Raw genomic sequence first — 12,930 nt, 5'->3', positions numbered from 1 at the left:
GATCAGTCGGTCAGACTGAAGACGAAAGGCACGGAAGTGACGGCGCGGATCGCCTCGCCGTTTTCCTTATAGGGTTTGCAGGCGCTCGCACGCACGGCGTCGAGGGCGGCTTCGTCGAGACGCGACGAACCGCTGCTCTTTTTCAGCGCGATGTTTTCGAGCTTGCCAGACACGCCGAGGACGAATCCGATCACTGCGGTGCCGGTCTCGCCGCGGCGCTTGGCCATCGTGGGGTAGTCCGGCTGCACGATGTTGCACGACAGGTGCGAAATGTCTTTCGGCGCGGAAAGCGCCATCGTCGGGCGTCCGACCGCGGGCGCGGCCGCCTCGGGTTGCGCGGCAGCAGCCGGGGCGGGGGGCGCCGGGGGCGTCGGATCGGGCGCGGGAGCAGCGATCGGCGACGGCGCGTCGCTCTGCGGCATGGGCTTCGCTGTCGGCTGCGGACGCGGCTGGACCTTGGGCTTGACGGCCGGCTTCGGCGGAACGGGTTTGGGCGGCGGAGGCGTCGGCGTGGATTCGACCGCGACGGGAGCGGCCACCGGTGCCGGTTCGGCGCTGATCAACTGCGCGGTGATCGAGCGGGCTTCGACCGGCCGGGGTTTCGGCTCGTTGCGCATCGTCGTGACGACCGCGACGAGCGCCACATGAAGTGCAACGACGGCGGCGGCTGCCACCATCACGCGGCGATCGACGCCGCTCGTCCGCTCCGGCGCCAGGCCGGCGGGTGTCATTGTCGGGGACTGCATGGGATCAGACGCGGGCCGCGAAGAGTGAATCCGCCGGGCCCGTGCAGCACTTCAGGCTAGACAACGTCATGTTCGGAAAATCAGCAGAGAGATAAAGAGAGTGGTCACGAAGCCGATCAGCAATTCCATCATTCCTCCCGGAGAAGACGTGGCGCGGCTGGCTGGTGCGACTGGCTTGCGGCGGTGAGATCGGTGCAGCATCCGGCAAAGCGCGCAATGGCTCGTCGGGTGCCGCACGGGTATGAAGCTTCAGGCGGCCTTGCGTTCGTAAAACGTCAGCGGTACGGCATGATGCTCGTGTCCGACGCCGCAGCGCGAGGCGCAGACGCCGCTTTGCAACATCACGTCCCGCACCGATTCCTCGCACTTCCCACAGCAAAGCGCGACGCCGAGCTCGAATTGAAGCTCGTCGAAGGAATCGACGCCGTCGGCGATAGCCGTGCGGATCTTGCGGTCGGATACGGACTTGCACACACAGACGATCATGATCGGTCGCGATAGCTTGGGTTAATGCGAACTATTATCATTCAGTATGGGCGCGTTTGCAAGCGCCTGTCTGTGTTTAATGTAACAAAACAAGGAAGTAGGAAGGGTTTTCCTGAGACGCCCGGTGGGACGGGCCGGGTGGGGGACGCGTCGATATTCAGGGACCCATCAGACTGCGTCGGACTCGAGCGATTGCGTGCGGCGCGACGGGATGACGACATGCTGGACGCGCGTGTCGATGCCGAGGAGCGTCGCTGCGAGCTGGCGCTGCGATTCGCCGTCGGCGGTGGAATGGAAAAGCGGGAGCGGGGGGGATCCGAATGGGGCGGCGCGCAGGCCGTGGAGATCGAGTTGCCGTTCGAGCTGACGCGCGATCGCGACGCTCGTATCGATGATCTGCAACCGGTCGCCTGCGATCGAGCGGATCGCTTCGTCCAGGAAAGGGTAGTGCGTGCAGCCGAGCACGAGCGTGTCGGCGCCAGCGTCGAGCATCGGCTGAAGATAGCCGGCCAGAAGCGCCATCAGTTCGAGCGAGCCGGTGTCGCAGCGCTCGACGGCCTGCACGAGACCATGTCCCGGCTGGCAGATGAAGCGGCAATCGGCGGCGTAACGGTCAAGCAGCGCCTGAAAGCGCATGCTGCGCAACGTGACGGCGGTCGCCAGCACCCCGACGACACGCGTCCTCGACAATGCCGCAGCCGGTTTGACCCCGGGTTCCACGCCAACCAGCGGAATGGGGAGCCGTTCGCGCACGAACGCGATCGACTGCGCGGTCGCCGTGTTGCACGCGACGACCAGCGCCTTCGCCCCACGGGTGACGAGCCATTGGCCAATTGCCATCGTGCGGTCGACGACGAAGTCGTCGTCGCGCTCGCCATACGGCGCGTGGAGCGAGTCGGCGACGTACACGAGCGGTTCGTGCGGGAGTGCTGCGCGCACCGCGCGCAGCACGGACAACCCGCCGAGTCCGGAATCGAAAACGCCGACGGGCGCGCTCGTCACGGGGACGGCGCGCTCGAAGGGTGGGCTGGTTTGCGAAACGGACAACGGCACGATGTGGAAGACTTATTCGCCCTCGCCCATCATGGTTTGCTGGTAATTCTGAATACCGACCTTGTCGATCAGATCGAGTTGCGTTTCGAGCCAGTCGATGTGCTCTTCGGTATCGTCGAGAATCTTCACGAAAATTTCACGCGAAATGAAATCGCGCACCGATTCACAATAAACGATCGCTTCCTTGCACGTGCTTTGCGAAATCTGCTCGAGCTTCAGGTCGCATTCGAGAATCTCTTTCGTCTCTTCGCCGATCAGGAGCTTGTGCAGATCCTGCAGGTTCGGCAGGCCGTCGAGCATGAATACGCGCTGGATCAGCCAGTCGGCGTGCTTCATTTCGCCGATCGATTCGTCGTATTCGTGCTTGTTCAGGCGCTCCAGGCCCCAATGCTGGTACATCCGCGCGTGCAGGAAATATTGATTGATCGCAGTCAGTTCGTTCTTCAGCTGCGAGTTCAGGTATTCGATGACTTTCGGGTCGCCTTGCATGATTGTTCCTTGTTCGGGGCGTAATGCTTCTCGGAATTTTTGAACGATAAACCTTGCAGCGGGAAATGCCAAGGTTAGATAAAAATCTTTTGTTTCAGATGAAAACGAGAACGAATCTCTTTAGGGGATATATCCTAACCAATAAAAAAACCGGGCGATGATGCCCGGTTTTTTCATAGGCTGGTAATGATTCAGCGGTCCGGCATCAGGCAGTAGCAACGGGAATCTTGCCGATCTTTGCCTGCCACTCGGCCGGTCCGGTCTTGTGCACCGAGGTGCCCGACGAGTCGACCGCCACCGTCACCGGCATGTCCTGCACGTCGAACTCGTAGATCGCTTCCATGCCGAGGTCCTCGAACGCGACGACTTTCGCACCGCGGATCGCCTTCGACACCAGATACGCCGCGCCGCCAACCGCCATCAGGTAGGCCGCGTTGTGCTTCTTGATTGCCTCGATCGCCACCGGGCCGCGCTCGGCCTTGCCGATCATCGAGATGAGGCCGGTCTGCGAGAGCATCAGTTCGGTGAACTTGTCCATGCGCGTCGCGGTGGTCGGGCCCGCCGGACCGACGACTTCATCGCGCACCGGATCGACCGGGCCGACGTAATAGATCACACGATTCTTGAAATCGACCGGCAGCTTTTCGCCTTTCGCGAGCATGTCGGCGATACGCTTGTGCGCCGCGTCCCGGCCCGTGAGCATCTTTCCGGAGAGCAGCAGCGTCTGGCCCGGCTTCCACGCGGCGACCTGCTCCGGCGTGAGCGTGTTCAGGTCGACGCGCTGGCTCGTCTCCGTGTTCGGCTCCCAGTTCACCTTCGGCCACGAGTCGAGCGACGGCGCTTCGAGCCTGGCGACGCCCGAGCCGTCGAGCGTGAAGTGCGCGTGGCGCGTCGCCGCGCAGTTCGGGATGATCGCGACCGGCTTCGACGCTGCGTGCGTCGGCGCTGCCATGATCTTGACGTCGAGCACGGTCGCCAGGCCGCCGAGCCCTTGCGCGCCGATGCCGAGCGCGTTGACCTTCTCGTGCAGCTCGACGCGCAGCTCCTCGATCCAGTCCTGCGGGCCGCGCGCGATGATGTCCTGGATGTCGATCGGGTCCATCAGCGATTCCTTCGCCATGACCATCGCCTTCTCGGCCGTGCCGCCGATGCCGATGCCGAGCATGCCCGGCGGGCACCAGCCGGCGCCCATCGTCGGCACGGTCTTCAGAATCCAGTCGACGATCGAGTCGGACGGGTTCAGCATCGCGAACTTCGACTTGTTCTCCGAGCCGCCGCCCTTCGCCGCGACCTGCACGTCGACCTTGTCGCCCGGCACGATCTCGTAGTGGATGACGGCCGGCGTGTTGTCCTTCGTATTCTTGCGTCCGCCTTCGGGCGGGCTCACGATCGACGCGCGCAGCACGTTGTCCGGGTTCAGATAACCGCGGCGCACGCCTTCGTTGATCATCTCGGTGACGCCCATCGTCGCACCGTCCCAGCGCACGTCCATGCCGACCTTCACGAAGACCGTGACGATGCCGGTGTCCTGGCAGATCGGGCGTCGGCCTTCCGCGCACATGCGGCTGTTGGTCAGGATCTGCGCGATCGCGTCCTTTGCGGCCGGGCTTTCCTCCAGCTCGTAGGCGCGGCCGAGCGCCTGGATATAGTCGAGCGGATGGTAGTAGCTGATGTGCTGGAGCGAATCGGCGATGCTCTGGATCAGGTCTTCCTGTTTGATGACGGTCATGGCTTGGGCTCTGGGAGACGTCTTGGGGGACGGGATCGGTTCGGCGCTCTGCGGCGCTCTCAGTCGGCTGCGCGGGCGGGCGCGACCGACTCGATATGAAAATGCTGCGGATGCGTATGCGTGGTCAGGCGGTCCACCCACGCCATGATCAGCGCGGACAGCAGGAACGCGAGGTGGATGAGCACCTGCCACATTACCGCGCTCTGCGAGTGCTGGTCCGGATCGATGAAGGTTTTCAGCAGATGGATCGAAGAGATGCTGATGAGCGCCATCGAAAGCTTCACCTTCAGTACGCCCGCGTTGACGTGATCGAGCCATTCGGGCTCGTCCGGGTGGCCTTCCACGCCGAGCCGCGAGACGAAGGTCTCATAGCCGCCGACGATCACCATGATGAGCAGATTCGAGATCATCACCACGTCGATCAGGCCGAGCACGACCAGCATGATGTTGGTTTCGTCGAGCGTGAAGGCGTGCGACACGAGGTGCCACACTTCCTTCACGAACAGCACGACGTAGACGCCCTGCGCGACGATCAGGCCGAGATAAAGCGGCACCTGGAGCCAGCGGCTCATGAAAATGAGCTTCGGGAGCGTGCTCATCGGGCGGGTCGAGCCGCGAACGGGCTTGGGAGCGGACATGGGCTTCAGGTTGGACGAATGCCGGATTGGAGAACCCGCAATTGTAGCGCGTGGATAGTAAGGTTCGCGGAACGCGCCAGGCGTAGGCGGCGGCGCGGGTTCAGGACGCCATCGGCGGAACCTGGCGCGCACGGATGCTCGCGAGCGCGATGCCAGCGACCACGCACGCGAGCGCGACGCCATGCGCGATCGTCGGCCGCTCGCCGAGGAACACGATGCCGTACACCGCGGCCGCGATCGGCAGGACGGCCGAGAATACGCCGGCGAGGCTGCCGTCCACGTGCCGGATGCCCTTCATCCACAGCCAGAACGAGAAGATGCTCGCCGACAGCCCATACCACAGCACGAGCGTCCACGTTCCCGCGCCGACGCTCGCGTAGTCGAAGGAGACGAGCGCCGGCAGGCCGAGCGGCAGCATCAGCAAGAGCCCGAAGAAATGCGTGTACGCGCAGATGTCGATGGCGGGCAGCGTCTGCGTGAGGCGCCGCGAAAGGATCACGTAGAAGGATTCGCAGCACACGGCGCCGAGCACCATGAGGTTGCCGGCGAGCGAACTCTCCTTGGCCACACCCGCGCCGTGCGCACTCTGCGCGACGTTGATCACGACCACACCCGCGATCGCCAGCGCGATCGACACGAGCGCGCGGCCGTTGGGCCGCTCCTTGAGGAAGATCCACGCGAAGATAGCGACGACCGCCGGGATCGTGCTCGTGATGACGCCCGCCGCGACCGCGCTCGTGCGCTGCACGCCGTTGAGCATGAGCAGCGTGAACATGAACGTGCCGAAGAGCGCCTGCAGGAACAGGTTGACCCATTCGCCGCGCGCGACGCGCTTCATCTTCGACGGCCGGAGGAGCGGCCACAGCACCGCGATGGCGATCACGAAGCGCAGGAGCGCGAACAGCGTGACGGGAACGAACGCGACGATCGACTTGCCGACACCGACATTGCTGCCGACGAGCAGCATGGCCGCAATTAGGTAGAAGGCGTATCGATTCAAGCTGGAATCCGGACGGCGAGTTCAGTTACGATTGTAGGGACGCATGCAGGTCGGGCGCTTCATGGCCGCGTGGACGAAATCCAGGCGCGCATTGTAGAAGCCGCGCGACCCTCTCGTATACCCCGTGTCGATTGGCGGCGCTGCGTAAGAAGTGGGTAAGGCGGGAGGCTTATCGTGCAGATAAAGGTCGGACATACATTCGGCGAACGAGCGTGCTGCACCGCGGCAACGAATGCTCGTCGAAGCAGGAGACAAAGTCAGCAGCGAGGCGCGAATGCGCGTCCGCGTCAAACGAAACATGCGGCCCGCGCCCATGCGCGCCGACGGTTTTAGATTCACCATCAAAGGGGTTGTCGATGTCTGCGATTGAATCCGTACTCCAGGAACACCGCGTTTTCCCGCCTTCCGACAAGGCTTCGGCCAATGCCGCGATCTCCGGCATGGACGCTTACAAGGCCTTGGCCGGCGAAGCCGAGCGCGACTACGAAGGCTTCTGGGCCCGCATCGCGCGCGAAACGCTCGCGTGGCACAAGCCGTTCACGAAGGTGCTAGACGAATCGAATGCGCCGTTCTACACGTGGTTCGAGGACGGCGAACTCAATGCGTCGTACAACTGCATCGACCGCCACGTGGAAGCAGGCAACGGAGCGAAAAACGCGATCATCTTCGAGGCGGACGACGGCACCGTCACCAACGTCACTTATCAGGACCTGCTTGGGCGCGTCTGCCGTTTCGCGAATGCGCTGAGGAAGCAGGGCGTGAAGAAGGGTGACCGCGTCGTGATCTATCTGCCGATGTCGGTGGAAGGCGTCGTCGCAATGCAGGCCTGCGCGCGTATCGGTGCGACGCATTCCGTCGTGTTCGGCGGGTTCTCGTCGAAGTCGCTCAACGAGCGTCTCGTTGATGTGGGCGCAGTCGCGCTCGTCACCGCCGACGAGCAGATGCGTGGCGGCAAGGCATTGCCTCTTAAGAACATCGCCGACGAAGCGCTCGCGGCCGGCGGCTGCGAGGCGGTGAAGAACGTGATCGTGTATCGCCGGACGGGCGGCAAGGTTGCGTGGACCGAAGGCCGCGACCAGTGGATGCACGAAATCGTCGAGAACGAATCGGACCAGTGTGAGCCGGAATGGGTGAGCGCCGAGCATCCGCTCTTCATCCTCTACACGTCGGGCTCGACGGGCAAGCCCAAGGGCGTGCAGCACAGCACCGGCGGCATCCTGCTGTGGGCCGCGCAGACCATGAAGTGGACGTTCGACATGAAGCCCGACGACATCTTCTGGTGCACCGCCGACATCGGCTGGATCACGGGGCACAGCTACATCACGTACGGGCCACCCGCCATCGGCGCGACCCAGGTCATGTTCGAAGGCGTGCCGACCTATCCGAACGCGGGCCGCTTCTGGGAGATGATCGCGAAGCACAAGGTCACGATCTTCTACACGGCGCCCACCGCGATCCGCTCGCTCATCAAGGTATCGGAAGCCGATGCGAAGGTGCATCCGAAGAGCTATGACCTGTCGACGCTGCGCATCCTCGGCACGGTCGGCGAGCCGATCAATCCGGAAGCGTGGATGTGGTATCACGAGAACGTCGGCGGCGGGAAATGCCCGATCGTCGATACGTGGTGGCAGACCGAGACCGGCGGGCACATGATCACGCCGCTGCCGGGCGCGACGCCGCTGGTTCCGGGTTCCTGCACGCTGCCGCTGCCGGGCATCATGGCGGCGATCGTCGACGAAACCGGTCAGGACGTGCCGAACGGGCAGGGCGGCATCCTGGTCATCAAGCGTCCGTGGCCGTCGATGCTGCGCAACGTCTGGGGCGACCCGAAGCGCTATCAGACGAGCTACTTCCCCGAAGAACTCGGCGGCAAGCTGTATCTCGCCGGCGACGGCGCCGTGCGCGACAAGGGCACCGGCTACTTCACGATCATGGGCCGCATCGATGACGTGCTGAACGTCTCGGGTCACCGGCTCGGCACGATGGAGATCGAGTCGGCGCTGGTGTCGAATCCGCTTGTCGCGGAAGCCGCGGTAGTCGGCCGTCCGGACGATACGACGGGCGAAGCCGTCGTCGCATTCGTCGTGCTGAAGCAGGCGCGTCCTGAGGGCGAGGAGGGCACCAAGATCGCGAACGAACTGCGCGCGTGGGTCGCGAAGGAGATCGGGCCGATCGCGAAGCCGAAGGACATCCGGTTCGGCGAGAACCTGCCGAAGACGCGCTCGGGCAAGATCATGCGGCGCCTGTTGCGCTCGCTCGCGAAGGGCGAGGAGATCACGCAGGACGTCTCGACGCTCGAGAATCCCGCGATCCTCGATCAACTCGGCGAAGCGCGATGAGTGCTCGCGGTTGAATCTTCGTGCAAAACGGCTGCCTTCGGGCAGCCGTTTTGCATTGCAGCGGTCGATCCTGATTGCCCGCGCGGCGCGGTTTTGGTAAACAGTCGCATGCCCGTCGACACCCCTTCCCAACGCACGCCCGAGGCGCCGCCCGTATCGGCGACGATGGCGCGCGCGCATCGCGCCTACTGGCGCTTCAACGTCGCGCTGATCGCCGTGCTGATGGCGCTCGGCTTCATCGTGTCGTTCGGGTTGCCGCTCGTGGCATCGCGGCTCGAAGACGTGCGCATCGCGGGCTTCCCGCTGCCGTTCTATTTCGGCGCGCAGGGCGCGATCCTCGTATATGTCGCGCTGATCGTCGTCTATATCGTGCTGATGCAGATCGCCGACGCGCGCCTCCTGCGAGCCTCGCGCCAGGCCGGCGCAGAGACATGAAGTTGACCAACCGCCTGATCGTCTATTACGCGCTCTATACGGTCGGCTTCTTTTTCTTCATCTTCGTGATGGAGCGCATCGAACGCGTGACCGGCCCCGGCATGTGGATCGGCTACGTGTTCCTGTTCGTGCCGATCGCCGTGTATGCGGTAATCGGCCTCCTGTCGCGCACCTCCGACCTCGTCGAGTACTACGTCGCCGGGCGGCGCGTGCCGTCCGCGTTCAACGGCATGGCGACAGCCGCCGACTGGTTGTCGGCGGCGTCGTTCATCGGGCTTGCCGGCTCGATCTACGCGACCGGCTACGACGGGCTTGCCTACGTGATGGGCTGGACGAGCGGCTACTGCCTCGTCGCGTTCCTGCTCGCGCCGTACGTGCGCAAGCTCGCGCGCTACACGATCCCTGACTTCCTCGGCACGCGCTTCTCGAGCAACCTTGTGCGCGGCCTCGCCGCGTTTGCAGCGATCCTCTGTTCGTTCGTCTATCTCGTCGCGCAGATTCAGGGCATCGGATTGATCGCGTCGCGCTTCATCGGCATCGACTTCGCGATCGGCATCTTCTGCGGGCTCGCGGGCATTCTGGTGTGCTCGTTTCTCGGCGGCATGCGCGCCGTCACCTGGACTCAGGTCGCGCAGTACATCATCCTGATCAGCGCGATGCTGATCCCGGTCTCGATGATCGCGCATCGCGAAGGGCTCGGCTGGCTGCCGCAACTGAACTACGGACGCGTGATGGAGCGCGTCGAATCGCTTGAAAGGATGGTCGCGCAATCCCCCGAGGAAGCGCGCGTGCGTGACGATTACCGCCGCCAGGCGGCGCAGATCCAGTCGCAGATCGATACGCTGCCGCAATCGTATCGCAGCGAATACGGGCGGCTCGTGTACGAGATCGCGGAACTGCGCCGTCACAACGGGCCGCTGCGCGAGATCAGCGCGCGCGAGCGCGAGCTCGAAGCGTTCCCGAAAGATCCCGTGGATGCGCTCGCGAAATGGTCGCGCGCCCGCGATGCGCTGCTCGAACGCGTGGCCGCACCCGTGCCGATGGCGCAGGCTTTTCCGGTGCCGTCGCCGGCACCGCCGGGAGCGATCGAAGACGAGAACCGGCGTGTGCACCAGCGCAATTTCCTTTCGCTTCTCTTGTGTCTGTCGCTCGGCACGGCGAGCCTGCCGCACATCCTCACGCGCTACAACACGACGACCTCGGTGGCGTCGGCGCGCCGGTCGGTCGGCTGGACGCTCTTCTTCGTCGCGCTCTTCTATCTGACGGTGCCCGTGCTCGCGGTGCTGATCAAGCACGAGATCCTGTCGGGGCTCGTCGGCCACCGGTTCGTCGATCTGCCGCAATGGGTCATGCAGTGGCGCAAGGTCGAGCCGTACCTGATCCGGATCGCCGACGTGAACGGCGACGGCATCGTACGCTGGGCCGGCATCCAGATGCAGCCGGACATGGTGGTGCTGGCCGCGCCCGAGATCGCCGGGCTGCCGTATGTGATCTCGGGGCTGATCGCGGCGGGCGCGCTGGCGGCGGCGCTCTCGACGGCGGACGGGCTCTTGCTCACGATCGCGAACGCCCTCTCGCACGACGTGTACTACTGCATGGTCGACCGGACCGCGACCAGTCAGCGGCGCGTGACGATATCGAAGATTCTGCTGCTAGGCGTGGCGCTGTTCGCGTCCTATGTGGCGTCGCTGAATACGGGGAATATCCTGTTTCTGGTGGGGGCGGCGTTTTCGCTGGCGGCGTCGAGTCTATTTCCGGTGCTTGTGCTCGGCGTGTTCTGGAAGCGCACAACCAGGCGCGGCGCGGTGGCGGGGATGATGGCGGGGCTCATCGTGTGCATTTATTACATCGTCTCGACATATCCATTCTTCACGCAGATGACGGGTTTCGCGGGAGCGCGGTGGTTCGGCATCGAGCCGATCAGCTCGGGCGTGTTCGGCGTGCCGGCGGGATTCGTCGTCGCGATTGCAGTGAGTCTCTTCGACCGCGACAAGCCCGATGCGTACACGCGCGCACTCGTGGACTACATCCGGCATCCGTAGGCAGGGGCTGGCAGGGCTGTCGGAGTTTGCTATAATCTGCGTCTTGCCGGAGAGATGGATGAGCGGTTTAAGTCGCACGCCTGGAAAGCGTGTATAGGGTAAAACCTATCCGGGGTTCGAATCCCCGTCTCTCCGCCAAGTTGCCCAAGTTGCCTGCAACCCCTTGAACCGCCAGATCATGCCGGTGTCTCAAGGGGTTTTGTTTTTGTGCGGTACGAAAGCTGTCACACGGCAAGCAGGCAGCGAGGCAACACGATCTACGAACGTCTCCAACGCCGCTCGCAGTGTCGACGTCTGTCGGCCCCGACCGACCCCGGCGAATGGAAAGCCCTAAAGCGATCGCAACTCGAACCGCTTGAGCTTGCCGGTCTCGGTTCGCGGAAGGGCATCGATGAACTGAACCGCACGCGGGTACTTGTAGGGCGCGATCTGCTGCCTGACAAAGGCCTGTAGCAGCGCCACAAGCTCGCTGCCCCGCTCATAGCCGGGATTGAGCACGACGAATGCCTTGACGATCTGCCCGCGCTCCTCGTCGGCGACGCCGATTACGCCGCATTCCGCCACGGCCTCATGCAGCATCAATGCGCTTTCCACTTCCGGGCCGGAGATGTTGTAGCCGGCAGAGACGATCATGTCGTCCGCGCGAGCCTGATAGAACACGTAGCCATCCGAGTCGATGCGAACGGTATCGCCGGGAAGGTTCCAGCCGTCGCGCACGAACTTCGCCTGCCGCTCGTCGCTCAGGTAGCGGCAGCCGGTCGGACCTTTCACGGCAAGCTTGCCGAGTTCACCGGCGGGCACCGGGCGCATATCGTCGTCGACTGCCTGCACGACATAGCCCGGCACCGCGCGCCCGATCGCGTGCCGCCGCGTTTCTTCGGCCGCGCTCGACACGAAGATGTGGATCATCTCGGTACCGCCTATGCCGTCGATCATCTCGAGGCCGGTCGCCTCATGCCACAACTGGCGCGTCGAATCGGGCAGCGCTTCCCCGGCCGATACCGTTTTCTTCAGGCTCGACAGGTCGAAGCGCGAAACGAGCGCGGCCATCTGCCGGTAGAACGTCGGCGCAGTGAACATGATGCTTGCATGAAAGCGCTCGACGGTCGCAAGCAGTGTCTCGGGCGTGAGCCGCTCGATCAGCACTGTCGATGCGCCCGCGCGCAGCGGAAAGAACAGCAGGCCGCCGAGGCCGAACGTGAACGCGAGCGGCGGCGTTCCGCAGAAGATGTCGTCGGGGGTGGGCCTGAGCACGTGGCGCGGGAACAGGTCGCACATCGCGAGCACATCGCGATGAAAGTGCATGCAGCCCTTCGGCTTGCCGGTCGTCCCGCTGGTGAACGCGATGAGGCATACGTCGTCGGCGGAAGTATCGACCGCGGCAAATTCGGCCGAGTGAGCGGCGGCGAGCGCTTCGACGGAGTCGGGGGCGACGTGATGAAAGAGTCGCACCTGCCGCAGGCCCGGGCAGAAGTGCGGATGCGCCGGATCGCGACATGAGGCGAGTTCATCGATGAGCCGCGCGTCGCACAGTGCGGCGCAGACCTCGGCCTTGTCGATGATCTGCCTGAGTTCCTTCGAACGCAGGAGCGGCATGGTCGGCACGACGACGAGCCCCGCCTTGAGCGACGCGAGCCATACGACCGCCATATGCAAGGTGTTCGGGCCGCGCAGCAGGATACGGTTGCCCGGCACGAGCCCCATCTCGTTCACGAGCACATGCGCCGTTCGGTTCACGCGCTCGCGCAATTCGCGATAGGTCGTTGACTGAGTCGTGCCGTTCTCGTCGGACCAGATCGCGGGCCGCTCGCCGAACCCGCGTTCGTCGATCATCCGGTCGAGCAGTTCGGCCGCGCAATTGAAGCGCGCCGGATACCGGACATCGGGGTTGTCGAGCAGGAACTCCGGCCACTGTTCGGGCGGCGGCAGGTTGTCGCGGGCGAACGTATCGACGTGAGCCGAGGGTTGCATGA

General features: G+C 64.1%; 11 protein-coding genes and 1 tRNA gene. 4 read left to right on the top strand and 8 right to left on the bottom strand.

Going from position 1 to position 12,930, the window contains the following annotated elements; translation table 11 throughout:
• Positions 1–2 precede the first annotated feature (2 nt).
• The 7 genes from AWB81_RS25295 to AWB81_RS25265 form a co-directional block, all read right to left on the bottom strand.
• Positions 3–746, bottom strand: coding sequence for an energy transducer TonB (locus AWB81_RS25295; protein ID WP_062639286.1), 744 nt, complete (start codon positions 744–746; stop codon positions 3–5).
• Between the two features lie 249 nt (positions 747–995).
• Entirely contained in the window at positions 996–1,232 is a 237-nt protein-coding gene (locus AWB81_RS25290) for a (2Fe-2S)-binding protein (RefSeq protein WP_062639285.1), read from the bottom strand.
• Positions 1,233–1,400: 168 nt separating this feature from the next.
• Positions 1,401–2,234, bottom strand: a complete 834-nt coding sequence (gene murI / locus AWB81_RS25285) for a glutamate racemase (RefSeq protein WP_235025911.1) — start codon at positions 2,232–2,234, stop codon at positions 1,401–1,403.
• Between the two features lie 63 nt (positions 2,235–2,297).
• Positions 2,298–2,774, bottom strand: a complete 477-nt coding sequence (bfr, locus tag AWB81_RS25280) for a bacterioferritin (protein ID WP_062639283.1) — start codon at positions 2,772–2,774, stop codon at positions 2,298–2,300.
• Between the two features lie 205 nt (positions 2,775–2,979).
• Positions 2,980–4,503: a fumarate hydratase gene (locus tag AWB81_RS25275; protein WP_062639282.1), complete on the bottom strand. Its 1,524-nt coding sequence runs from the start codon at positions 4,501–4,503 to the stop codon at positions 2,980–2,982.
• A gap of 59 nt (positions 4,504–4,562) precedes the next feature.
• Positions 4,563–5,141 carry a TIGR00645 family protein gene (locus AWB81_RS25270; RefSeq protein WP_062639281.1) on the bottom strand — a complete coding sequence of 193 codons (579 nt, stop codon included), beginning with the start codon at positions 5,139–5,141 and terminating at the stop codon, positions 4,563–4,565.
• Positions 5,142–5,241: 100 nt separating this feature from the next.
• Positions 5,242–6,141, bottom strand: coding sequence for a DMT family transporter (locus AWB81_RS25265; protein ID WP_062639280.1), 900 nt, complete (start codon positions 6,139–6,141; stop codon positions 5,242–5,244).
• 356 nt (positions 6,142–6,497) lie between these two features.
• On the opposite strand from AWB81_RS25265, the gene acs reads away from it, so the two are divergent.
• The 4 genes from acs (at position 6,498) to AWB81_RS25245 (ending at position 11,095) form a co-directional block, all read left to right on the top strand.
• On the top strand, positions 6,498–8,480 hold the full coding sequence (gene acs / locus AWB81_RS25260; protein ID WP_062639279.1) for an acetate--CoA ligase: 1,983 nt from the start codon (positions 6,498–6,500) through the stop codon (positions 8,478–8,480).
• 108 nt (positions 8,481–8,588) lie between these two features.
• On the top strand, positions 8,589–8,915 hold the full coding sequence (locus tag AWB81_RS25255; RefSeq protein ID WP_062639301.1) for a DUF4212 domain-containing protein: 327 nt from the start codon (positions 8,589–8,591) through the stop codon (positions 8,913–8,915).
• Positions 8,912–10,957 (top strand): sodium:solute symporter family protein, encoded by a 2,046-nt coding sequence (locus tag AWB81_RS25250; protein WP_062639278.1) that lies wholly within the window; start codon positions 8,912–8,914, stop codon positions 10,955–10,957. The genes AWB81_RS25255 and AWB81_RS25250 overlap by 4 nt, the downstream gene beginning before the upstream one ends.
• A 48-nt stretch (positions 10,958–11,005) precedes the next feature.
• A tRNA-Ser gene (locus AWB81_RS25245) sits at positions 11,006–11,095 on the top strand.
• Between the two features lie 192 nt (positions 11,096–11,287).
• Here AWB81_RS25245 and AWB81_RS25240 read toward each other — a convergent pair.
• Complete coding sequence (locus tag AWB81_RS25240; RefSeq protein WP_062639277.1) at positions 11,288–12,928, bottom strand: AMP-binding protein; 1,641 nt, start codon at positions 12,926–12,928, stop codon at positions 11,288–11,290.
• Positions 12,929–12,930: the final 2 nt, after the last annotated feature.

It is taken from the genome of Caballeronia arationis (assembly GCF_001544975.2).
Lineage (GTDB): Bacteria > Pseudomonadota > Gammaproteobacteria > Burkholderiales > Burkholderiaceae > Caballeronia > Caballeronia arationis.
The sequence above is the reverse complement of the archived record's forward strand: the minus strand, read 5'-3'. Positions and strand labels throughout refer to the sequence as shown.

Coding starts and splice junctions, on each gene's coding strand:
- AWB81_RS25270 (WP_062639281.1), bottom strand. CDS start 5,141: ATGTCCGCTCCCAAGCCCGTTCGCGGCTCGACCCGCCCGATGAGCACG.
- AWB81_RS25290 (WP_062639285.1), bottom strand. CDS start 1,232: ATGATCGTCTGTGTGTGCAAGTCCGTATCCGACCGCAAGATCCGCACG.
- AWB81_RS25255 (WP_062639301.1), top strand. CDS start 8,589: ATGCCCGTCGACACCCCTTCCCAACGCACGCCCGAGGCGCCGCCCGTA.
- bfr (WP_062639283.1), bottom strand. CDS start 2,774: ATGCAAGGCGACCCGAAAGTCATCGAATACCTGAACTCGCAGCTGAAG.
- acs (WP_062639279.1), top strand. CDS start 6,498: ATGTCTGCGATTGAATCCGTACTCCAGGAACACCGCGTTTTCCCGCCT.
- AWB81_RS25250 (WP_062639278.1), top strand. CDS start 8,912: ATGAAGTTGACCAACCGCCTGATCGTCTATTACGCGCTCTATACGGTC.
- AWB81_RS25275 (WP_062639282.1), bottom strand. CDS start 4,503: ATGACCGTCATCAAACAGGAAGACCTGATCCAGAGCATCGCCGATTCG.
- AWB81_RS25295 (WP_062639286.1), bottom strand. CDS start 746: ATGCAGTCCCCGACAATGACACCCGCCGGCCTGGCGCCGGAGCGGACG.
- AWB81_RS25240 (WP_062639277.1), bottom strand. CDS start 12,928: ATGCAACCCTCGGCTCACGTCGATACGTTCGCCCGCGACAACCTGCCG.